This window comes from Legionella micdadei, from assembly GCF_000953635.1.
In the GTDB taxonomy this organism is placed as follows: Bacteria; Pseudomonadota; Gammaproteobacteria; order Legionellales; family Legionellaceae; genus Tatlockia; species Tatlockia micdadei.
Genome location: NZ_LN614830.1, coordinates 1962113 through 1984418 on the forward strand (window position 1 = coordinate 1962113; position 22306 = coordinate 1984418).

The window sequence follows — 22306 nt, forward strand, 5'->3', positions numbered from 1 at the left end:
TTTATGTATGTCCAATGAATAAAACCTATTATGCCCCATTCGTCTGCTAACTCAGGTCTTTCGTAATCGTAATTACTCTGGCTTGAAACAAGAAATCAAATAATTTACATCGACAGATTCCTGGAGTATAGCTGTGCGGCTCAAGGGATTGTAGGCCATCCCCGTTAAACTACGGAATTCAAGTCCGGCTTTTCTCGTCATAGCTAATAATTCACTGGGTTTAATAAATTTTCCGAAATCATGGGTTTGTCTAGGAAGTAATCCCAGCACATATTCTGCTGCAATAACGACAGTGGCATAGGCTTTCAGAGTTCTATTAATCGTGGATAAAAAAAGATAGCCTCCAGGTTTCAATAAGCGGGCACAATGATTAATGACTAGTTGCGGATCGCTGACATGTTCTAACATTTCCATACAGGTAACAGCATCGAAAACGCCATCATCATAATCCTCCACGGGAGAGCAGACATAATTTATTGCTAATCCACTTGTTATTGCGTGTGCCTTTGCAGCTTGAAGAGCCTCAGCTTCCACATCCAAGCCTGTAACCCGGGCTTTCTTGGCTGCCATTCCTTCACATAAAATACCCCCGCCGCAACCTACATCAAGAACTGAATGTTGCGCAAGGTCAAAGTGGCTTCCAATAAATTCAAGTCGCGCGGGATTAATATCATGCAAAGTTTTAAAGGGACCCTCTTTATCCCACCAATGCGCGGCATGTTGAGCAAATTTGGCAACTTCTTGGGGATCAATAGTCGATTTATCCATGGCAATTAAGCAAATCTAATGGTTTGAAAAATTCCAACACTTTTTGGTTGGTGATAAAACTTAAATTGTATGGATGCTCGGCAATTAAGCAAGAAAAAAAATGAGATTCAGGAATTTGTTCCGCTATTTTGCCAAACAGAATGAGTTGTAGTGACTCCTTTTTCTCAACTAGCTGCATAAGCAGACTATGCATAAAAGGTCGCCATTGACGTGCATGGAAGGATACTTTCCCTTCTTCGTAGACAAGCGAAGCATTCAGGAGTAAAAATCCCTTTCCAATCAAATTGGTAAAAAACTCCTCAGCAGTTCGACAATAATTTGACTTGTCCAGCACAGCGATTGCGCTTTGCGAGCAATCATTAATAAGATCACCACGAGAAATTAGCAACATTTTTAGCCAATTTCGTAAAGAAGTAGCTCGATTCACTTCTTTGCTAAATCCAGTATTGCTCCACAAACCATGGACAGCACTATCCCAAAATGCGTAACCATTTGCTGATTCTGGTCGTGGATAAGGGGACTCACCGAACAAAATGTATTTTGTTTGACTTAATGGAAGGCTAAACGCTGAAAATAATAAAGAAGCCCCTGGCAGCCAATCAGAACTGTGTAGTAACAACTGCAAGTAATCACTATCCACTCGTTGTAAAGCATTCGTCAATATGGGATGCCATTCTGAGTGGGTATTCTCAATGAGATGATGCACAGCTTCTCCCGGATAAAGCTATCTAAAGTGGAGAATAATAACGGATAATTTGCTTAATGTCCTGCTTATATGACTGTCTGCTTTATGACGAGACTTTTTCATATGGATACAATTTCGATTACATAAACAAAAATGGGTTCGCTCAGCGCGATAATACAGTGCAATATTGCGCACCCTCCTATTTTCCGCTAATGTCATCTTTTGCCTTGTAAATTAAAGTGATAAATCTGATGACAAAGGAAGTTCTTCTCTCTTTAAACAACCGTAAACAAACCATGGTTACACAGCTACATCATCTGTGTGAAATCAATTCAGGTACTGATAATTTGCAAGGATTATCTCTGATGTGTCAAAGTTTACAGACCTTATTTTCTCCCCTTGGCGACAAAATCGAAACTTTAAAACTTCCTTCAATAACCATTATGGATATGGATGGTGAAAGCACGATACAAAAATGCGGCGATACTCTTCTTATTCGCAAGCGCCCTGAACTAAAACGTCGAATTCTGCTAAGCGGACACATGGATACAGTCTACGGAGCAAACCACCCTTTCCAAACGCTGACTTATATCAATGAAAATCAGCTCAATGGACCTGGAGTAGCAGATATGAAGGGTGGTTTGCTGGTGATTCTTCACGCCCTTATCAGTTTTGAAGAAATCCATACGAAAAAAAATCTTGGCTGGGATGTGTTGATTAATTCAGACGAAGAAATTGGCTCTCCAGCATCAAGGGCCCTTTTAGATGAATTAGCCAGCCAATATCAAGCTGCTTTAGTCTATGAGCCTGCAATGACTGCAAATGGAACATTCGCCAAAAATCGTCGAGGCAGTGGTAAAGCCACCCTCATTGCTACAGGGAGGCCTGCTCATGTTGGCCGTGCCTTTGCCGAAGGTCGCAATGCAATCTGCTATTTAGCAGAAGCAATTACAGCCATTAATGCGCTTAATGAACGCAAGAATGGGGTTACGATTAACATCGGCAAAATTGCTGGCGGAGGAGCACTTAATGTGGTGCCAGATAAAGCCGTTGCAAAATTAGATATTCGCATCACCAAGCCTGAAGATGAATTCTGGGTCAGGCAACAGCTTGATGAGATTATCAATAAAATGAAACGGGAAGGTTACTCGCTAACACTTCATTGTCAATTTGGTCGGCCTGTTAAACGGATTTGTACTGCTACAGAACGTTTATTTGCACGACTCCAAAAGGCAGGGCGGGAGCTTGGTTTATCAATTGATTGGCAGGATAGTGGTGGTTGTTGTGATGGAAATAATCTCGCCCAGCATGGTTTACCAGTCATTGATACACTGGGAGTTCGCGGAGGAAATATTCACAGCATGGACGAATTTATTTTACTTGACAGTATGACAGAACGCGCAGCGTTAAGCACATTATTGCTTACGGATTTAGCAGATGGCGGGCTTGAGGAGCTTAAAGCATGATGCTTTTTCGCAGCGCTCGCACTTCTGATTTAGATGCTATTTATCAATTAGCGGAGCATTGCGGTATTGGAATGACCACGCTACCGAAGGACAAAGGCCTTCTGCACAATCGTCTTGACTGGTCTTGTCAATCTTTTCACAAAGCAGCAAACTCCCCTAGCAATGAATATTACTTATTTGTTTTGGAAGAGCCAGAATCCGCAAGAGTGGTAGGAACCTCTGCAATCGAATCGGCGATAGGTCATGATGCCCCATTCTATTCTTATAAATTATCGAAACGAACTCGCATTTGTCGATCATTAAATATCCGTAGTGACTACGAAATTTTAAATCTAGTCAATGATTACCAAGGATCGAGTGAAATTTGCACACTTTTTTTAGAGCCTTCTTTCAGACACAGCCATAACGGCTTACTTCTTTCCCGTGCCCGATTTTTATTTATGGCACACTTTCCAACCCGATTTGCTCCTACAGTTATTGCGGAAATGCGCGGTATATCTGATGATGCAGGTCATTCCCCTTTTTGGGACAATATAGGCCGCCATTTTTTCCATATGCCTTTTCCAGAAGCCGATCGTTTAACCCTTTCGACCAATAAACAATTCATTGCTGACTTAATGCCCAGAGGCTCACTCTATGTTAAGTTATTAGCACCAACAGCCCAAGCAGTCATTGGCAAGCCGCACCAATCGACGGCCCCTGCGATGAGTATTTTACTTCATGAAGGTTTTCGCTATAACAACTACATTGATATATTTGATGCTGGACCTACCTTAGAGGCACCTCGTACGCAAATAAAGACAATCTCCACAAGCCGTATTATGACGATTAAAAATCTCAGCGATGAAGTGAGTGCTAAACGGTTTCTTCTCTCTAACACTAAATTGGATTTTCGTGCCACAGTCAGTCAAGTGATTATAAATGAACTACATAGCTCTTGTATTATCAGTAAGAAAACCGCTCAGCTTTTAGAAGTTAAACCAGGTGATTGCCTGCGGATGGCTCCACTGCAACTCGACAATCAACCACTGTGAGTAAACAATATGAAACACAATCCACAGATGAGTAAAACAGCTGATCATTACATCAACGGACAGTGGATAAATGGCCAAGGTGAAAATTTTATTTCTAAAAATCCTGCTGATGGCTCCATTATTTGGAGAGGACACAAAGCCACCCAGGAAGAAATAGCTTTAGCTTGTGAAGCAGCTCATTTAGCCCTACCTTACTGGTCTTCACTTGATTTGCAGACACGGACACATTATTTACAGTCTTTCGCCAAAGAGATTGAAACAAAACGCCAAGAGATTGCTTTTTTAATCGCCTTAGAAACGGGCAAACCTCTATGGGAGGCTCAAACAGAAGTAAGTGCAGTTGTAAGCAAAGTCAATCTATCTATTCAAGCATACCATGAGCGCAATGCAGAAAAAGAATTCAGTCTACCTGAAGCGAATGCCTGTTTGCGTTATAAGCCGCATGGTGTTGCAGCTGTACTTGGTGCTTTTAATTTTCCTGCCCACCTAAGTAATGGCCACATTGTTCCAGCTCTTTTGGCTGGTAATACCGTTGTCTATAAACCCAGTGAATTTGCCCCTGCCGTTGCGCAATTCGTGGTGCAATGCTGGCATGAAAGCGGGCTACCTAATGGTGTTCTTAATTGTGTGCAAGGGGACGGTGACTGCGGTAAAACGCTTCTCTCTTCAGATGTGCAAGCGGTTTATTTCACAGGCAGCTATAAGACTGGAAAAAAAATCCATCAACATTTTAGCGACAAACCTGAAGTGATTTTAGCACTTGAAATGGGAGGAAATAATCCGCTCATTATTGATGAAGTTAAAAATATCCAAGCTGCTGTTTATATGAGCATACTTTCATCAATGATTACTGCTGGACAGCGCTGCACCTGCGCCAGACGTCTTTTTGTCCCTAATAATTCAGCAGGAGAGCGCTTTTTAAAGCAATTCATTAAAAGCTGCTATTCCCTTCGCATAGGCAAATTTAATGATAAACCCGAGCCTTTTATGGGACCTGTCATTACTAATGACTATGCTCAAGCCCATTTAAAAGCCCAGGAAGCGTTGATAGATGGCGGTGGCCATGCACTGCTAACCATGACTTTATTAACGGAAGATACAGGGTTACTTTCTCCCGGGATTATTGACATGACAAGAGCATCGAATATTCCTGATGATGAGATTTTTGCACCATTAGTGCAGATCTATCGCTATAATGATTTTGATGAAGCCATTGCTTTAGCTAATCAAACGCGCTATGGGTTAGCTGCGGGGTTGTTGTCAGACAATTCTAAACATTATCAACATTTTTATAAGCATATTCGTTCCGGGTTGATTAATTGGAATAGACCGACAACAGGAGCGGTTAGCAGTCTTCCTTTTGGTGGTGTTGGCTGTAGTGGCAATCATCGGCCAAGCGCTTATTTTGCAGCAGATTATTGCGCTTATCCGATTGCAAGCTTAGAGCAGCCTCTTTTAACAACGCCAGGACAATTATTGCCTGGCATTAACTTGGAATAACGATGCAGGTGCAGCAGGTCTATGAATTGAATGTAGATGGGTTAGTAGGCCCTAATCACAATTATGCGGGTTTATCGGTGGGTAATATCGCCTCAACCACTAACGCGCTTAGCAGTTCAAATCCGCAAGCTGCCGCATTGCAGGGTATTGCAAAGATGCGCTTGCTGCATCAACTCGGTTTAAAGCAAGCTTTATTACCCCCTCACCAAAGGCCTAATTTACATTTACTTCATCAGCTAGGGTTTACTGGTACACCAGCGCAACAAATTAAAAAAGCATATCATCTAGCCCCAGCTCTTCTGAGCGCTAGCTATTCTGCTTCGGCAATGTGGACAGCCAATGCAGCGACTGTTTCTTCGAGTCTTGATACTGCTGACAATCGAGTTCATTTTACTGCGGCCAACCTTATTTCCAATTTACATCGCCATCAAGAAGCAGCTTTTACACATGAAATATTGAGAAAAATATTTAGTGATAAGCGGTTCTTTATGCACCATCAGGTATTACCATGTAGTTTTACTACCAGTGACGAAGGTGCTGCAAACCACAGTCGTTTATGCGCTTCTCACAATTCGGCAGGGATTAACTTGTTTGTTTATGGCAAGGAAGCGCTTAAGATCCAACAAGCAGATGCCCTCCATAAATATCCTGCTCGCCAGACTTTAGAAGCCTCCCAAGCTATTGCTCGCTCTCATTTACTTAATCCAAATAAAGTAATTTTTGTTCGGCAAAATCCAAAGGTAATTGATCAGGGTGTCTTCCATAATGATGTTATCGCTGTGGCTAACGAATCAGTCTTATTTATTCATGAAGAAGCTTTTGTTAATCAGGCAGATGTTTTAAGTGAAATTCAACACAAAGCAGACTTTCTCGTACAAATCATTGAAGTAGGCAGTCAGCGTATCAGCGTTTTTGATGCGGTAAATAGTTATCTTTTTAACTCTCAGCTTATTACGCTTCCGGTTAATAAGCCAACAATGTGTTTAATCGCACCGGGAGAATGTGAAAATCACCCTTCTGTTAAACTTTTCATTGAAGAAGTAATTGCAGATCCGTCTAATCCAATCTCTCAGGTATATTATCTCGACCTAAAACAAAGCATGCGCAATGGCGGCGGGCCTGCATGTCTGCGTTTGAGAGTTCCTTTAACTCAAGATGAGCTTAGCGCCATGCATCAAGAAGTTCTTGTCACCGAGCCTCTTTTGGATAATTTAGAAGATTGGGTTATGCGTCATTACCGTAATCAGTTGCACCCGAATGATTTGGCTGATCCACAATTTATCGATGAATGTTTTTCAGCCTTAGACGAGCTTAGCCAACTATTTTCACTAGGTTCGATATATCCATTTCAACGTGAAATTAATGGATAATCTATGTGGAAAACTTTTGCAGGTCATTGCATTTACCAATCGACATCAGGTATTCGTGTTTTCCAAAATCCGATTTTTCGCTGGTTGCAATTTGATAGCAGGGCGATACAAACACTCATCAATCGCTATTGCCCGCAAAAGCCAGGGTTAAGTTATATTAAATCACTGATCTTTGCAGTGACATTACAGCCAGAGAGTTGTTGTATGCTAGGACTTGGTGGCGGTGGAGCAGCACATGCCTTATCCCCCCTTTTAGGTAAAGACAAGCTCGTGATTGTTGAGCGTGATGACGAGGTGATTGATGTCGCCTCCCGATTTTTTATGATTAATCAATTAGAAAATCTTTCTATTATTCATCAAGAAGCAAATTTATTCATACGCGAATGCCAAACTCAATTTCAGCACCTTTTAGTGGACCTATTTGACGCGAACGCTTTCCCCACGAGCTGTAATAATGACGAATTTTTCTTACACTGTAAACGGTTACTAAAACCTGGCGGCATCCTTGCCGTGAATTTAGCAAATCGCCATGAACAATGGCCAATTTTCCAACTTATCCAAAAATCATTTCAACGCTCAACCATCGTATTACCTGTTTTAGACTCGCCTAATATGATCGTCCTTGCACAAAATAGCGATTCTATGGATACCCTCTTGAATCGGCTTAAGAAGAATAAAACGTGCAAAAAAATAACGTGGGATAGCAAATGGGGATGTGTAGCGAAGATTAAATAGTTGAAAGACCAGTCTTTCGGTTAGCTCTGGTATCGGAAACGAACCAACAAGGATCATCCTCGCCCATATTTGGCACATCTTGCGAGAAAACATGGGCTAAAAATCCACTTATAGAAAGCTATATAGCGCATTTTAGCCATGTTTTCTCACAATATGACCTCAAATTAGACTGCTTGTACCATGTCCGATACATGAACCTGATGCTGCATAGTGGAGAGCGTAGAAGTAAATTCCCACTAAATTTCCATTAAATCCTTTTCTTTCTCTTGTAATGCGACATCAACATCAGCGATGTATTTGTCGGTTATTTTCTGGATAACCTCAGCTGCCCGGCGTTCATCATCTTCAGAAATGGATTTATCTTTAACCAATTCTTTTAAATGGTTATTTGCATCACGACGAATATTACGAATTGCGACTCGTGCATGCTCACCCTCACCTCGAACTACTTTTATGAGCTCTTTTCTGCGCTCTTCGGTGAGAGGGGGCATTGGAACCCGAATTGCATTACCCGCTGTGGCTGGGTTTAAACCCAGATCAGACGTTAGAATTGCTTTTTCAATGGCTGCAACCATTGATTTTTCCCAAGGAGTTACTAATAAAGTCCGTGAATCACTGCTGGTAATATTAGCAATTTGATTAATCGGCGTGGGGTTTCCGTAATAATCAACTACTACATGATCCAAAAGACCTACATTGGCCCGTCCGGTGCGAACTTTACCTAAGTCATTACGGAAAGCTTCAACAGCCTTTTTCATCCGCTTTTCAGTATCTTGCTTAATATCATTGATCATGGTTTGCTCCTACTATGGTTCCCACCTGTTCACCTAGAACAATTTTCTTTAGGGCATTGGGCTCAGCAAGGTCAAATACTTGTAAAGGCATGCCATGATCCTGACATAAACAAATAGCCGTAGCATCCATTACTTGTAATCCTTCTTGTAATACTTGTTTATATGTTAAATAGTCGTAGCGAATTGCATTAAAATTCTTAAGCGGATCATCCGAATATATTCCATCAACCTTTGTTGCTTTCAAGACAACATCAGCCCCTACTTCAATGGCTCTTAAACAAGCGGCTGTATCAGTAGTGAAGAAAGGATTACCTGTACCTGCGGCAAAAATGACTACATGACCGTTACGTAAATGAGTAATCGCCTTACGTCTATGATAAGGATCAACAATACCAAGTATAGGAATGGCAGACATGATACGAGCAGGTAAATCAATACGTTCTAAAGCATCCCGCAAAGCCAGCGCGTTCATAACCGTAGCCAGCATTCCCATATGGTCCCCAGTTACGCGACCTAGACCTGCCTCAGATAAAGCTTTTCCACGAAATAAATTGCCACCACCAATTACTACGCCAACCTCGACCCCCATGTGGATAAGTTCAGCGATATCGTTGGCAATGCGATCGAGGACTGATGGGTCTATCCCAAACTGTGACTTCCCCATCAACGCTTCACCGCTGCACTTTAATAAAATGCGTTTGTATTTTAATTTTGGATGATTATCGTCCATCATTGATCACGAACCTGAGCCATTACTTCTTCAACGAAATTATCTTCTTTTTTCTCAATACCTTCACCCACTTCATAGCGGATGAAAGAAAGTACTTCAGCATTTTTTTCTTTCAATAATTGGCCAACTTTTTTATTAGGATCCTTCACATAAGGTTGTCCTATCAAACTGACCTCATCGAGAAATTTATTAATGCGGCCTTCGATCATTTTGTCGATGATGTCCTGTGGCTTTCCACTTTCGCGAGCTTGCGCAGTGAAAATATCACGTTCGTTTTCGATTGCATCAGAAGGGACTTGTTCACGATTAACAACCATTGGGCGGCTCGCAGCAATGTGCATAGCAATGTCTTTAGCTAGTAACTCATCGCCATTTTTTAGAGCGACCATCACACCAATTCGAGAGCTATGTAAATAATAACCGATAACACCATCGCAACTCATACGGACTAAGCGACGTAATTTAATGTTTTCTCCGATCTTAGCAATCAACTCTTGTCTAGCTTGCTCCACGGTTGAATTTGTTCCAGCAATTTTTGCATTGGCTAGCGCATTAATGTCTTCTATTGAATTTTGTAACGCTGTTTCGACAGCTTGGCTTGCAAAAGCAGTGAAGCTTTCGTCGCGGGCAACGAAATCGGTTTCACTATTGATTTCGAGCATAACAGCAGTGCGGCCATCTGCGGAACGCGCGATGACAACCACACCCTCGGCAGCAACTCGATCCGCTTTTTTATCTGCTTTTGCTTGCCCTGCTTTACGCATCTCAGAAATTGCTAACTCGATATCACCGTTAGTAGCAATTAAGAATTTCTTACATTCCATCATACCAGCGCCAGTACGCTCCCGAAGTTGCATCACTAATGAAGCACTAATTGACATATAAAATCCTCCGCATAGCAAAAGGGGTAGGTGCGCTATCTATTTGCAACAGCACCCCTTGCATAACTTTTTGTTAGTTATACAAGAGTACTCTTGATGCCTACCCCTTAAAAATTATTCACCTGTCTTTTCTGATTCTTTCTCAGCAGCAATTTCTACAAACTCAGCATCAGAAGCAACACCACCAACAGTATTTCCACGCTTAGCATCTAGTATAGCATCAGCGATACAACGGACGTAGATATCTACTGCGCGCATTGAATCATCATTACCTGGAATAACGTAATCAATATTATCCGGGTTGTTATTTGTATCAACGATACCAATAACGGGAATTTTTAATCGACGGGCTTCTTCAACAGCAATATGTTCAAAACCAACATCAACAACGAATAGAGCATCAGGTAATCCACCCATATCTTCTATACCCCCTAATCCACGCTCTAGTTTTTCCAATTCTCGAGTGAGCATTAAGGCTTCTTTTTTAATCATTGAATTAAATGCACCCTTTTCGCGCATTTCTTTCAACTCTTTCAAACGGAAGATTGATTGACGAACGGTTTTGTAGTTAGTCAACATACCGCCTAGCCAACGGTGATCAACATAAGGCATGCCACAGCGCTTTGCATGTTCACGAACACTATCTTGCGCAGCTCTTTTAGTACCGACAAATAGGATTTTTGCTTTATTAGCTGCCAAACGTCCAACGTAGTTTACTGCGTCATTTAACATGGGCAGTGTTTTTTCTAAGTTAATGATATGAATTTTATTTCTTGAACCAAAAATATATTCAGACATTTTTGGGTTCCAAAAACGGGTTCTGTGACCAAAATGAGCACCCGCTTCAAGCAGTTCACGCATACTAACGTTCATATATTTCTCCAGGGTTAGGCCTCCACACTTCCCATACGGCACCCTTGTGGGACCCTGTCGTATGTGACGAAGCGTGTGTGTATTTTAAAAAGCGGGCTATTTATACCACAAAAGGTCAAAATCATCAACGAATTAGCCCTTAATACGGGACAAACAGCTAAATTTTCAATGGCTGCGCGTAAGTAAGCATGTACCTTCCCTCAAAGCAAAAACTTAATTTTCTGTCTATAATCCACGATGCTGTGTTTAATAACTCCAACTGGGGATAGTTGTGAACAAGAACCTTGGGGGAATATGACGCATTATACTCCACTTATCACCCTCTTAGTTGCAGGCTTTGGTTTCGCTTTTATCTTTGGGTATCTCGCTCATCGATTACGCATTTCTCCTATTGTTGGTTACATTATCGCAGGGGTAATCATTGGTCCATCAACCCCTGGTTACATCGCAGATCATGCTTTAACTACGGAGTTAGCTGAAATTGGGGTCATTCTATTGATGTTTGGTGTTGGTCTTCATTTTTCCTTATCTGATTTACAGTCTGTTAAAAGAATTGCAATTCCGGGAGCACTTGTACAAATGATTATCGCTACCTTATTAGGGATTGGTTTTTCTTCTTTCATTGGATGGCCTTTAAACACTGGATTAATCTTTGGGTTAGCACTATCCGTTGCGAGTACAGTAGTGTTAGTACGCTCCTTAGAAGAATGGAATTTCCTCAAAACCATTAATGGTCGAATAGCAGTTGGCTGGCTCATTGTTGAAGATTTAGCCATCATTATTATTCTTATTTTTCTTCCGTCTCTTGCAATGATAACAGATACTCAAATTAGTGGATCAGAACAATTTATTTCAAAACCTCTTCTTCTTGTCGGACTCACCGTCATTAAAGCGGTTACCTTCTTTACTCTTATGCTCATTTTTGGCCGCCGCTACCTTCCGCGGATTCTTGCCAGTGTCGCTAAAAAGGGGTCAAATGAATTATTTCGTTTAGCTGTTTTAGCCATTGCTCTTGTTGTTGCTTTTACGGCCGCAAATCTATTTGGTGTATCTCTAGCTTTAGGCGCCTTTTTTGCAGGGATGTTTTTAAGTGAATCAAAATTAAGCCGTCGCGCAGCCGAAGAGACACTCCCTTTGCGAGATGCTTTTGCAGTGTTGTTTTTCATTTCTGTGGGTATGTTATTACGACCTGAAATTTTGGTTTCCCAACCGCTTCTTGTCTTAATGACCGTTTCCATTATTGTTCTTGGGAAAGCATTCATTGCTTTTTTTATTGTTAAGTTTTTCAATTATCCTCTACATACGGTGCTGATAATATCAGTAAGTCTTGCTCAGATTGGAGAATTTTCTTTTATCCTTGCCCAGCTAGGCTATAAGCTAGGGATGCTATCCGAGCAAGCAAAAGATCTAATTCTTGTTGGTGCTATAATTTCTATTATTATTAATCCAATGCTTTTTGCCACAATTAATAGGTTCAAATCCGAACAAATTCGAGACAGGCGTTAATTTTTATCGCATAATCTCACAGGCAAATATTTATTTTGGGATTGCAAACTAATGGCAGTAACAATTAAAACCTCTGAAGAAATTGAAAAAATGCGCGTTGCCGGCCAATTGGCAGGTGAAGTGCTAGAAATGATAGGCCCTTATGTACGTGAGGGAGTTACAACTGATGAATTAAACACGATCTGTCATGACTATATTGTCAATGTACAGCAGGCTATCCCTGCCCCTCTGAATTACAATGGTTTTCCCAAATCAATATGCACCTCAATAAATCATGTGGTTTGTCACGGTATTCCCGGGAAAAAGGCACTGAGAGAGGGGGATATTATCAATATTGACGTGACTGTCATTAAAGACGGTTATCATGGTGACACAAGTAAAATGTTTTTTATTGGCGAGCCCTCCATTAAAGCTAAGCATGTCGTTGACGTCGCTCATAAATGTCTATTTATTGGAATCGAGATGGTCAAACCCGGTGTCCGCTTAGGCGATATTGGATATGCGATTCAAACTTATGCAGAAAAAAATCGCTGTTCGGTAGTTCGTGAATATTGTGGCCATGGAATTGGTCGAATTTTCCATGAGGATCCTCAGGTGCTTCATTATGGTGTTCCTGGCACAGGAGAAATTTTACGTCCAGGTATGACTTTTACGATCGAGCCCATGGTAAACGCGGGTAAACATCACACTCGACTACTTCCCGATAAATGGACAGTCGTTACTAAAGATCATAGTTTGTCAGCACAATGGGAGCATACTCTTTTAGTCACAGACGATGGGGTAGAAATACTCACTTTACGTAATGAAGAACGATAACCTTATTCACCTCAAATTATCAATCAATCAGTTCAAGGATGAGCTGTGTGAAGAATTTAAACAAAAAGCCAATATCAGTACCCTCACTCATAAACTTGTCCATTTTATTGATGAAGTCCTACTTCAGTTATTTCATGAAAATCATCTGCACCAAGGTAATAAATTCTGCTTATTAGCGCTCGGTAGTTATGGACGCCGCGAGCTCCAGCTTAACTCAGACATCGATTTGTTACTATTGCATCCGGAAGACATTTCAAAATCTCAATTGCAACATGCTCAAGCTTTTATTCAAGATTGCTGGGATGTTGGCTTAGAAGTAAGTCATCAGATTACCACAGTAAGCGCTTGTGCTGAGTTGGCAGCTAGCGATCTCAGTGTCATCTCCAGCATCTTAGACACCCACTTAATTTGTGGATGCAATGCTTTAATGGAAGAGTTAATTTATCAAACTCACCCTCTTCATATGTGGCCTAGCCACGACTATTTTTTTGCTAAGCGCCAAGAACAGTTACAGCGGTACGCTAAATATGGTGAAACCGCCTATAATTTGGAACCTAATGTCAAAAATGGCCCTGGCGGATTGCGGGATTTGCAAATATTATTATCCATTGGTAAACGCCATTTTGGCATAAAAAAATTAGCTGACGGGATTAATTGTGGTTTTATTACTGATAAAGAATACGAAGAACTCATTGCTTGCCAGCATTTTCTTTGGCGTGTTCGTTTTGCTTTGCATCTGCTTGCCCAGAAACAGGAAGAACGTTTGCTCTTTGATTATCAGATTAAATTAGCAGCCCTCTTCGGTTTCGCAGACAATGCACAATCACTTGCTATTGAGCAATTCATGAAAACTTATTTTAAAGTGATTAAGCGAAGCAGAGAATTGAATGAAATGCTTCTACAATGGTTTGCTGAGGCGATCGTTCATCACCAAAAGCAACGCATAACTCCTCTTAATCGTTATTTCCAGTTATCAAACAATTACATCGAGGTGAAAAACAACAGGGTTTTTGCTTATAAGCCCCAAGCTTTACTTGAAATTTTCCTCTGGATTGCCAAAATGCCAAGCATTGAAGGCGTCCGTGCCAGCACCATTCGCTTGATTCGCCAACATCTCTATTTAATCGGCAATCGTTTTCGCACCTCCCGATTCGCCACGCAAATTTTTCTTTCTCTTTTTAAAACCGAAGATCCTTACGAAGCTCTCCATCATATGAACCGTTACGGTGTACTGGGGCGCTATCTTGACTGCTTTGCAGCTGTGACAGGACAAATGCAATATGATTTATTTCACGTTTATACAGTCGATCAACATACTTTATTTGTCATCCGCAATCTTGCTCGCTTTTTAAAAAAGGAGTATGCCCAACAATTTCCTTTAGCAGCTAAATTGATATCTCAAATCAAAAATCGCGCGATTTTATATTTGGCAGCACTCTTTCATGATATAGCGAAAGGACGCGGCGGAGATCATTCAGAATTGGGCGCCGACGAAGCGAAACAATTTTCTCTTCGACATAGGCTTAATGAAGAAGAAACTGATTTATTAATTTGGTTGGTACGCAATCATTTGCTCATGTCACAAACCGCGCAACGACAAGATATTTACGATCCTAAAACAGTACAGCATTTCTGTAGTCAGCTACCACACGCTGATTACCTTGACTATTTATATTTGCTTACCGTTGCAGATATCTGCGCTACTAACCCTACCCTATGGAATGCCTGGAAAGATTCTTTATTAAAAGAATTGTACCGTGCAGCGATTCAACTCATGCAACAGGAAAAACTTTCACTCGATGAAACCGCTTTAATTAACTCCCGACAACAACAAGCCTTAATTATACTTATAAGCGAAGGGATTCCTCCTTCAACTATTCAACGTTTATGGAAAACGTTTAAAGAAAAATATTTTCTTCATCAACCAGCAGAAGTCATCGCCAGGCATACCAAGGCAATTATTCATTGCAAAAAATACCCGCTCGTGATGATCATGCCTCACCACAGTGAAGGAGGGACAGAAGTTTTCATTTATATGCCCCATCGTGATGAACGATTTATAATCACTACAACCGTTCTTAGTAATCATTATGCAACCATTCAAGAAGCTGCTATCTTAACATGTGATAACAATTATGATCTTGATACTTACATTATTCTTGACGAACAACATCAGGCATTTTTTGATAAACAACGTACTGCGGATATACAAAAGGCTCTCGAAGAACAACTTGCTAACACCACTCAATTACCTGCGATTACACGTCGTCGGTTATCACGTACACAAGCCCATTTCAAATTAAAGCCACAAATTACTTTTGAAGATACCCAAGAGCATTCCAGTCGTTTATTTTTAGTTACCCCTGACCGACCAGGTTTACTAGCAAGCATTAGCCATGTATTTTTAAGTCAGGGTATTCATTTGCACAATGCAAAGATTGCAACAGCAGGGGAACGCGCAGAAGATATGTTTTTTATTTCGACATTTAATGGACAATCTTTAAACAAAAAAGAAAAGGACGCGCTGAAGCAAGCTTTAATTGCTGAGTTAACTCGATTGGATTGGAATTAAATTGATCTTATCGTTCTTATCGCCGATTTTTAAAAAAATCCGTCAATAACTCTGCACATTCATGTTGCATAATTCCTTCATCGATATAGACCTGATGATTGAAAGGATAACCACGTAGCAAATTATGCACAGAACCCGCAGCTCCAGCCTTAAAATCACGTGTGGCGAACACTAAACGTGCGATACGGGCGTGTACTAAAGCGCCAGCACACATCGAACAAGGTTCTAATGTTACATAAAGTGTGGTGTTTAATAGGCGATAATTATTGAGTTTTGCTGCTGCAGTACGGATAGCTAATAATTCTGCGTGTGCACAAGGATCATTGGTTTGTACGACTTGATTCCATCCGCTTCCTATCAGACTGTTTCCATCTGAAACAAGGACAGCACCGACCGGGACCTCCCCTTGTTCCTTAGCCTTTAATGCCAGCCCATAAGCCTGTGCCATCCAAAAAATATCACTCATTTGTAGAAGTCACCCCATATGCACGAATGATGGGTCTACTCATTCCCACTCAATCGTTGCCGGTGGCTTACCTGAGATATCGTAGGTAACGCGTGATACCCCGGCGACCTCATTGATGATCCGGTTAGATACCTGAGATAGAAAATCCCAAGGCAGCTGAGCCCAATGCGCGGTCATAAAGTCAATTGTTTCTACTGCACGAAGGCAAATGACATAATCATAGCGCCTTCCATCCCCCATGACCCCGACACTTTTTACGGGCAAAAACACAGCAAAAGCCTGGCTTACCTTATGATATAGATCTGCTTTATGTAACTCATCAATAAAAATTGCATCCGCTTGGCGTAATATATCAGCATATTCCTTATTAATTTGTCCAAGAATTCGAACACCCAGCCCAGGGCCAGGGAAAGGATGACGATACACCATAGCATAGGGTAATCCGAGCTCTAAGCCGATTTTCCGTACTTCATCTTTAAATAACTCGCGAATTGGCTCTAATAATTTTAAATTTAACTCATCAGGCAAACCGCCTACATTATGATGCGATTTAATGACTGCCGAAGCCCCTTTTGTTTTTGTAGCGGCGGACTCAATGACATCAGGATAAATTGTCCCTTGGGCTAGCCATTTTACATTTGGAATGCGGTGCGCTTCTTCATCAAACACTTCTATAAAAGTTCTGCCAATTATTTTCCGCTTGGTTTCTGGGCAATCCACCCCTGCCAATGCCTTAAAAAATTTCTCTTCGGCGTCAACTGCAATGATGCGCATTCCCATATGTTGACCAAACATAGCCAACACTTGCTCAGCCTCGTTCAAGCGCAATAATCCGGTGTCGACAAAAACACAGATTAATTGATCGCCAATTGCCCGATGAAGTAAGGCAGCAACCACAGAAGAATCAACACCGCCAGAAAGACCCAAGAGCACTTGTTCATTACCAACCTGCTCACGAATACTTCTAATTGCCTGTTCAATAATGTTATCAGGAGTCCAGCTTGTTTCAGCCTTACAAATATCAACAACAAAGCGCTCCAAGATGCGTAATCCCTGTAGGGTATGCGTTACTTCAGGATGAAACTGAAGACCATACCAATGGCGCTCTTCATTAGCCATACCTGCTATCGGCGCATTACGCGTTTCACAAATGATTTTAAAACCTGGGGGAAGAAGAGTTACTTTGTCACCATGGCTCATCCATACATCTAGTAACGCTTGGCCTTCAGGGGTTGTCCTATCTTCGATGTTATCCAGTAACTGGCTATGGCCATGTAATCTTAACTCAGCATACCCATATTCACGTAGATTAGAAGCTTGTACTTCTCCACCCAATTGAGCGGCCATTGTCTGCATCCCATAGCAGATACCTAGCAAAGGCAATCCGGATTCAAATAACCACTCGGGTGCACGAGGATTACTATCTTCTGTTACCGTTGAGGGACCACCTGATAAGATAACACCACAAGGAGAAAGTGCTTTTAAACTACTTGCTTCAATGTCATATGGGTGTATTTCACAGTATACACCCATCTCACGCACGCGTCTTGCAATCAGTTGGGAGTATTGAGAACCGAAGTCGAGGATAATAATAGGTTTTTGGGCGATATCTCTCATCTTAATTATCAACCTGATAATTAGGCGCTTGTTTAGTAATACTTACATCATGTACATGAGATTCACGCATTCCAGCATTAGTTACTTGAACAAATTGTGCCTTTTCATGAAGTTCTGCAATAGTATTGCATCCGGTATAGCCCATACAAGATCGAAGGCCACCCATCATCTGATGGATAATCGTCTGAACGGGACCCTTATAAGGAACTCTTCCCTCGATCCCCTCTGGGACTAATTTTTCTGTACCTTGACTTGCGTCTTGGAAATAGCGGTCACTTGAACCCTGGGCTTGAGACATGGCGCCAATCGAACCCATTCCTCGATAACTCTTATATGTACGGCCTTGGTAAAGTTCGATTTCACCTGGAGATTCTTCAGTTCCGGCAAACATACCACCTAGCATCACTGTATCAGCACCTGCAGCCAAAGCCTTGCAAACATCACCGGAAAAACGTATTCCTCCGTCAGCAATGATGGGCACACGTCCTTTGACACCCTGCGCAACGTTGGCAATCGCTGTGAGTTGAGGGACGCCAACTCCTGTAACAATTCGAGTTGTACAAATTGATCCAGGACCGATACCTACTTTTACGGCATCGGCTCCGGCTTCAACTAAGTCTAAAGCCGCTGCTGCTGTAGCAATATTACCGCCGATAACTTGAACATCAGGAAATCGCTCTTTTATCCACCTGACGCGATTTAGTACCCCTTGTGAATGACCATGTGCAGTATCGACGACTAGTACATCGACTCCAGCCTCAACTAAAGCAATCACACGTTCGTCGGTGCCTTCTCCCACGCCAACTGCTGCTCCAACACGCAATTGCTCGGCACTGTCTTTACAAGCAAATGGGTTTTCTTTTGCTTTTTGAATGTCTTTTACCGTGATTAACCCACGAAGATTAAATGCATTATTAACGACAAGTAATTTTTCGATACGGTGTTTATGGAGAAGACTGCAAATCTCTTCACGGCTCGCCCCTTCTTTTACTGTTACCAAGCGTTCTTTAGGTGTCATCACCGCAGAAACAGGTAGTGACAAATTGGTTTCGAAACGAATGTCTCGACTGGTTACTATACCTACTAAAAGGTCGCCATCCACGACAGGAACACCCGAGAAATTATGCTTAGTCATTACACCTAATAATTCTCGTACACTCATATCAGGTGTCACTGATATTGGATCCTTCACCATTCCACTTTCAAATTTCTTTACTTTGCGTACTTCTTCAGCTTGGGCTGGGACACTCATATTTTTATGAATAATCCCTATTCCACCGTCCTGAGCCATTGCAATTGCCAAACGGGCTTCTGTTACAGTATCCATCGCAGCAGATATCAAAGGGATGTTTAATTCAATTTCGCTAGTAAGATAAGTTTTTAGGGAAACTTCTTTTGGTAAAACAGTCGAGTGGGCAGGGACTAACAACACATCATCAAAAGTCAGTGCTTGTTGCACAATAGAAAGCGACATACCACACTCCTACAATTAAATTAACCGAATATTATACAACTATTATAGGAAATTGGAAAGGTTCATTACAGGTAATTGATAGGACTAAGCGGATATAAGTTTCCATTACGGCAACGCGCCCATCGATATTTTTCTTAGGCTCACGCGCATAGTCATTGATGGTAAAAGAGGTAATTGGCTCTTAGGCAAATTATTCCTCGCACGAATACCCCAATGCTTCAAGACCTTTTTCTAAATAATAAGCAATTAACGGTTTAGCAAATAAGTAATCAGTCAAATTGTCAGCTATGTTTTCTTTAGCTTCTTGGTAAGCAGCGCTCCATTCATTGGCTTCGAAATCCCCCCTTCCTACATACATTAACGCGAGAAGATCGACTTTCTGATCAGGATCAAGTGTTTCAATTTCTTTTTTTACTTCGATATAGCAAAGATCATCGGCATGATCCGCTAAAACCTGTGCCCAATCGTATTCATAAGAAGAATCTGGTGTGTTTTCGCTAAAGGTAACCTCTTCTTTTGCGTGAAACTCCCTCGCCCTGGAGATAATAAAACAAACAATGTCTGGGTTAATGTTTAGAACATTTTTATTTACCATTTCCACTTCCTCTTCCCATTAAAAATGGAATAACTGACTTTTTAATTAATAACAGTAAAATTGCCTCTACCTGGATCTTAAATTCAAGATTTCGTTCACTTATCAATCAACGTAAGACGTTAAAGGAGCAGCATTCCACAAAGCACATTGTGGAGCAGGAAGTGGGAATGCTGTGACAACGTTATCAATGATGCTTTTTAATATCGCTTTTTTACTGCTGGAAATGCCTTTTATCTTTTCTATAGTACATACTACATCTTTTTGTGATAAGTACACCGTGCATCCGCCATCTGCAGTGGCATTGCGCGTATAATCGATATCCCGCGTCGTCATGCTATAAACATGGCTTACGTTATTATCCGTACTTGGCAGTTTTTTTATACTGAATGGCGAAGTAATATGATGTTCTCCATAGTTATCTATGCCAAAAGCAGCTGTATTAGCCAAATCAGTAATACCATCCACGACAATAGAAATAGTACTAGTCAGATCGGGTGGAACAGGAAGTTTCTGAACTTCAAAATGGACATCAGGAGCCACAACCTTTGTGAATTCTTCGATAAATTTTGGCTGTTGGGAAACTGGATCAGTTCTTAAATCGGATTTAATCGTTTCAAAAGAAAACCAGAGATGATTATAGGCGTTAATACACAGTTGCGCCTCTTTATCTGAGGAGGAACTAGCAAAACTGATATTGTAAGTACCGAATAGAAAACAAAAAGTTATCAATAATCGTTTCATCATTTTTTTATTATATTTTTTAAATTTAGAGTATAAAACGACAATCTTTTATTTTTCAAGAAATTAGAGAAAATATTTTTATATTATACACAAAAATCAAAAATTGTTTATTTCATATGACTCAGGATTCTCATCAACTGGTTGTTTTTAACAAAACCAATAATTTTTTCAGCATGTTTATGTGTAAAGGGTTTATTAAAATAACCAACCATCCCAACAGCTTTTGCCTTGTCGCGATATTCAGGTTCGGCATGAGAAGTAACCGCGGCAATGGATGTTTTTTTATTTAAAGCACTCTGTGATTTAATTTGGGCCGCAATATCAAAACCATCTGGTCCGTTTCCAAGGCTTATATCCATCAAAATAACATCATAATGATGAGCATGTGCCTTTTGCAAAGCTCCCTGAGCATCATTTGCGATATCAACAATGCATCCATGTTGAATTAAGCTGTTCTCGATTGCCATTTGCGCAACCTTGGAATCCTCAACGACAAGAATATGTATTGGATAACTCATTTTTAAGCTTTCCTTTCATTAAAACGCGTATACTCTGGACACCATTTTGACTTTGTATAAAAAATACCACACTTTCATTTTTTGCGTAACTCAAGTTACCTATATGATACAGAATGTTTTCATTTTAGTCACTAAGTTTTTATAATAAACTGTTGCTATGGCGCTATCTTCTTTATTCCTTAGTTCTGACAATCAGCCGCATAAGAGCTCTTTGCAAAGCACATGGCAGTACTAAAAATAAGCATAAGAGGCATTAAATATGCTTTTATATCTTACCCTTTTTTAAATTAATTTTCTATCTTTTTGTTTATTTTATATTCTTTGCGTATAATTATTGATAATAACTAAAGCAAGGACTGCCACCATGAAAAAAATACTAATGCTTGCCCTGATCCTTACATCTACGGCACTCGTTACAGGCTGTGGATTCACTAATTGCGGCTATTCAACATGTACATCTTGCTGTAGCACCAGTTATTATGGTGGTTGTTGCGGCTCAAATGGATGGTATTAATCTCTTTGTTCAACTTACATTCTCAATTCAGGCAGAGAGGTGCTAAGCACCATCTCCAAGCCTGATTGCTTGTTGCGGACATTTTTGTTGAGGATTTAAAGCACCCCTCTACCTTTCATAAATCCGTGATGATGAAAGCGGTGGTGCAAAGGAAGAAAAACACCAAATTTTTGAAAAGCCACGAGCTGAGCTCGGGTAATCAAAGTTGTCATCTTCGCGTTATTTTCATTTAACTCTTCAACTAGCTTATTAATATCAGCCCATTGGGTTTGTGGGGTAGCCATCTTGCCTTTTAATTGTATTTTTAGAGCCATTTTCTTCTTAATTAAAGGCGTTAGTTGCACATGCAAATTACGCATTATATTCCTTAATTCGTCACGTTGTTCAACAGTTAATACGCTTTTAATTCCTTGATATTTGCATGCCTTTTTTATTGGAATACTATTGGCCTCTTTAATGGTCGATTGATTTGCAGAAACGCCAGTAATACCGAGCACCGAAATACTAAGTATCGTTGTCATCATTAACTTTTTTATATGCATGGTTAATCCTCTCATTTTGTAAACACCTGTTAAGATTAGCCAGCTAATGTAATATGCATATGACAGACATAAAAAATATTGTAACAATTTTGTTACAGATTTTTTGATG

Annotated in this window: 21 protein-coding genes; 8 read left to right on the plus strand and 13 right to left on the minus strand. The window is 40.7% G+C overall.

Annotated elements, in window-relative coordinates; all coding sequences use genetic code 11:
- Window positions 1-72: 72 nt before the first annotated feature.
- Complete coding sequence (ubiG, locus tag LMI_RS08765; protein ID WP_102010550.1) at window positions 73-768, minus strand: bifunctional 2-polyprenyl-6-hydroxyphenol methylase/3-demethylubiquinol 3-O-methyltransferase UbiG; 696 nt, start codon at window positions 766-768, stop codon at window positions 73-75.
- Window positions 761-1474, minus strand: coding sequence for a uracil-DNA glycosylase family protein (locus tag LMI_RS08770; RefSeq protein ID WP_045099467.1), 714 nt, complete (start codon window positions 1472-1474; stop codon window positions 761-763). The genes ubiG and LMI_RS08770 overlap by 8 nt, the downstream gene beginning before the upstream one ends.
- Window positions 1475-1704: 230 nt before the next feature.
- On the opposite strand from LMI_RS08770, the gene LMI_RS08775 reads away from it, so the two are divergent.
- From LMI_RS08775 to LMI_RS08795, 5 genes are read left to right on the plus strand one after another with little or no spacing between them, the layout of a single operon-like run.
- Entirely contained in the window at window positions 1705-2919 is a 1215-nt protein-coding gene (locus LMI_RS08775) for a hydrolase (RefSeq protein ID WP_074454223.1), read from the plus strand.
- Window positions 2916-3953 carry an arginine N-succinyltransferase gene (locus LMI_RS08780; RefSeq protein WP_045099468.1) on the plus strand — a complete coding sequence of 346 codons (1038 nt, stop codon included), beginning with the start codon at window positions 2916-2918 and terminating at the stop codon, window positions 3951-3953. The genes LMI_RS08775 and LMI_RS08780 overlap by 4 nt, the downstream gene beginning before the upstream one ends.
- A gap of 9 nt (window positions 3954-3962) precedes the next feature.
- Window positions 3963-5453, plus strand: a complete 1491-nt coding sequence (gene astD, locus LMI_RS08785; protein ID WP_045099469.1) for a succinylglutamate-semialdehyde dehydrogenase — start codon at window positions 3963-3965, stop codon at window positions 5451-5453.
- 2 nt (window positions 5454-5455) lie between these two features.
- Entirely contained in the window at window positions 5456-6823 is a 1368-nt protein-coding gene (gene astB / locus LMI_RS08790) for an N-succinylarginine dihydrolase (protein ID WP_045099470.1), read from the plus strand.
- A 3-nt stretch (window positions 6824-6826) separates the two neighbouring features.
- Window positions 6827-7558, plus strand: a complete 732-nt coding sequence (locus tag LMI_RS08795) for a spermidine synthase (protein ID WP_045099471.1) — start codon at window positions 6827-6829, stop codon at window positions 7556-7558.
- Window positions 7559-7794: 236 nt separating this feature from the next.
- Here the strand turns inward: LMI_RS08795 and frr are convergent, their stop codons facing one another.
- From frr to rpsB, 4 genes are all read right to left on the minus strand, one after another.
- Complete coding sequence (frr, locus tag LMI_RS08800) at window positions 7795-8352, minus strand: ribosome recycling factor (protein ID WP_045099472.1); 558 nt, start codon at window positions 8350-8352, stop codon at window positions 7795-7797.
- A complete protein-coding gene (gene pyrH, locus LMI_RS08805; protein ID WP_045099473.1) occupies window positions 8342-9085 on the minus strand; it encodes a UMP kinase in 744 nt (247 codons plus the stop codon). Before pyrH ends, frr begins: the two co-directional genes overlap by 11 nt.
- The gene (gene tsf, locus LMI_RS08810) at window positions 9082-9963 is read right to left on the minus strand and encodes a translation elongation factor Ts (RefSeq protein WP_045099474.1); all 882 of its coding nucleotides are present in this window, start codon (window positions 9961-9963) and stop codon (window positions 9082-9084) included. The genes pyrH and tsf overlap by 4 nt, the downstream gene beginning before the upstream one ends.
- Before the next feature lie 114 nt (window positions 9964-10077).
- Window positions 10078-10836 (minus strand): 30S ribosomal protein S2, encoded by a 759-nt coding sequence (gene rpsB, locus LMI_RS08815; protein WP_045099475.1) that lies wholly within the window; start codon window positions 10834-10836, stop codon window positions 10078-10080.
- 294 nt (window positions 10837-11130) lie between these two features.
- Here rpsB and LMI_RS08820 point away from each other — a divergent pair, with 294 nt between their 5' ends.
- The 3 genes from LMI_RS08820 to glnD are packed head-to-tail and all read left to right on the plus strand — an operon-like array spanning window position 11131 to window position 15730.
- Entirely contained in the window at window positions 11131-12342 is a 1212-nt protein-coding gene (locus LMI_RS08820; RefSeq protein WP_052679504.1) for a cation:proton antiporter domain-containing protein, read from the plus strand.
- 51 nt (window positions 12343-12393) lie between these two features.
- Window positions 12394-13158 (plus strand): type I methionyl aminopeptidase, encoded by a 765-nt coding sequence (map, locus tag LMI_RS08825; protein ID WP_045099476.1) that lies wholly within the window; start codon window positions 12394-12396, stop codon window positions 13156-13158.
- On the plus strand, window positions 13145-15730 hold the full coding sequence (gene glnD, locus LMI_RS08830) for a [protein-PII] uridylyltransferase (protein WP_045099477.1): 2586 nt from the start codon (window positions 13145-13147) through the stop codon (window positions 15728-15730). Before map ends, glnD begins: the two co-directional genes overlap by 14 nt.
- 16 nt (window positions 15731-15746) lie before the next feature.
- Here glnD and tadA read toward each other — a convergent pair whose 3' ends face one another.
- The 7 genes from tadA to LMI_RS08865 form a co-directional block, all read right to left on the minus strand.
- The gene (gene tadA, locus LMI_RS08835) at window positions 15747-16196 is read right to left on the minus strand and encodes a tRNA adenosine(34) deaminase TadA (RefSeq protein WP_045099478.1); all 450 of its coding nucleotides are present in this window, start codon (window positions 16194-16196) and stop codon (window positions 15747-15749) included.
- Window positions 16197-16235: 39 nt separating this feature from the next.
- Window positions 16236-17813: a glutamine-hydrolyzing GMP synthase gene (guaA, locus tag LMI_RS08840; protein WP_045099479.1), complete on the minus strand. Its 1578-nt coding sequence runs from the start codon at window positions 17811-17813 to the stop codon at window positions 16236-16238.
- A 1-nt stretch (window position 17814) separates the two neighbouring features.
- Window positions 17815-19287 (minus strand): IMP dehydrogenase, encoded by a 1473-nt coding sequence (gene guaB, locus LMI_RS08845; protein ID WP_045099480.1) that lies wholly within the window; start codon window positions 19285-19287, stop codon window positions 17815-17817.
- A 190-nt stretch (window positions 19288-19477) separates the two neighbouring features.
- Window positions 19478-19882, minus strand: a complete 405-nt coding sequence (locus tag LMI_RS08850) for a DUF3775 domain-containing protein (protein ID WP_045099481.1) — start codon at window positions 19880-19882, stop codon at window positions 19478-19480.
- A 102-nt stretch (window positions 19883-19984) separates the two neighbouring features.
- Window positions 19985-20626, minus strand: a complete 642-nt coding sequence (locus LMI_RS08855) for a hypothetical protein (protein WP_045099482.1) — start codon at window positions 20624-20626, stop codon at window positions 19985-19987.
- Window positions 20627-20730: 104 nt separating this feature from the next.
- Window positions 20731-21141, minus strand: a complete 411-nt coding sequence (locus LMI_RS08860) for a response regulator (RefSeq protein WP_045099483.1) — start codon at window positions 21139-21141, stop codon at window positions 20731-20733.
- Between the two features lie 609 nt (window positions 21142-21750).
- Window positions 21751-22197, minus strand: coding sequence for a hypothetical protein (locus LMI_RS08865; protein ID WP_045099484.1), 447 nt, complete (start codon window positions 22195-22197; stop codon window positions 21751-21753).
- Window positions 22198-22306 lie beyond the last annotated feature (109 nt).

Excerpts from the sequence above, each read along its gene's own strand:
- ubiG (WP_102010550.1), bottom strand. The coding sequence starts at position 768 with ATGGATAAATCGACTATTGATCCCCAAGAAGTTGCCAAATTTGCTCAA.
- LMI_RS08775 (WP_074454223.1), top strand. The coding sequence starts at position 1,705 with ATGACAAAGGAAGTTCTTCTCTCTTTAAACAACCGTAAACAAACCATG.
- LMI_RS08780 (WP_045099468.1), top strand. The coding sequence starts at position 2,916 with ATGATGCTTTTTCGCAGCGCTCGCACTTCTGATTTAGATGCTATTTAT.
- astD (WP_045099469.1), top strand. The coding sequence starts at position 3,963 with ATGAAACACAATCCACAGATGAGTAAAACAGCTGATCATTACATCAAC.
- astB (WP_045099470.1), top strand. The coding sequence starts at position 5,456 with ATGCAGGTGCAGCAGGTCTATGAATTGAATGTAGATGGGTTAGTAGGC.
- LMI_RS08795 (WP_045099471.1), top strand. The coding sequence starts at position 6,827 with ATGTGGAAAACTTTTGCAGGTCATTGCATTTACCAATCGACATCAGGT.
- frr (WP_045099472.1), bottom strand. The coding sequence starts at position 8,352 with ATGATCAATGATATTAAGCAAGATACTGAAAAGCGGATGAAAAAGGCT.
- pyrH (WP_045099473.1), bottom strand. The coding sequence starts at position 9,085 with ATGATGGACGATAATCATCCAAAATTAAAATACAAACGCATTTTATTA.
- tsf (WP_045099474.1), bottom strand. The coding sequence starts at position 9,963 with ATGTCAATTAGTGCTTCATTAGTGATGCAACTTCGGGAGCGTACTGGC.
- rpsB (WP_045099475.1), bottom strand. The coding sequence starts at position 10,836 with ATGAACGTTAGTATGCGTGAACTGCTTGAAGCGGGTGCTCATTTTGGT.
- LMI_RS08820 (WP_052679504.1), top strand. The coding sequence starts at position 11,131 with ATGACGCATTATACTCCACTTATCACCCTCTTAGTTGCAGGCTTTGGT.
- map (WP_045099476.1), top strand. The coding sequence starts at position 12,394 with ATGGCAGTAACAATTAAAACCTCTGAAGAAATTGAAAAAATGCGCGTT.
- glnD (WP_045099477.1), top strand. The coding sequence starts at position 13,145 with ATGAAGAACGATAACCTTATTCACCTCAAATTATCAATCAATCAGTTC.
- tadA (WP_045099478.1), bottom strand. The coding sequence starts at position 16,196 with ATGAGTGATATTTTTTGGATGGCACAGGCTTATGGGCTGGCATTAAAG.
- guaA (WP_045099479.1), bottom strand. The coding sequence starts at position 17,813 with ATGAGAGATATCGCCCAAAAACCTATTATTATCCTCGACTTCGGTTCT.
- guaB (WP_045099480.1), bottom strand. The coding sequence starts at position 19,287 with ATGTCGCTTTCTATTGTGCAACAAGCACTGACTTTTGATGATGTGTTG.
- LMI_RS08850 (WP_045099481.1), bottom strand. The coding sequence starts at position 19,882 with ATGGTAAATAAAAATGTTCTAAACATTAACCCAGACATTGTTTGTTTT.
- LMI_RS08855 (WP_045099482.1), bottom strand. The coding sequence starts at position 20,626 with ATGATGAAACGATTATTGATAACTTTTTGTTTTCTATTCGGTACTTAC.
- LMI_RS08860 (WP_045099483.1), bottom strand. The coding sequence starts at position 21,141 with ATGAGTTATCCAATACATATTCTTGTCGTTGAGGATTCCAAGGTTGCG.
- LMI_RS08865 (WP_045099484.1), bottom strand. The coding sequence starts at position 22,197 with ATGCATATAAAAAAGTTAATGATGACAACGATACTTAGTATTTCGGTG.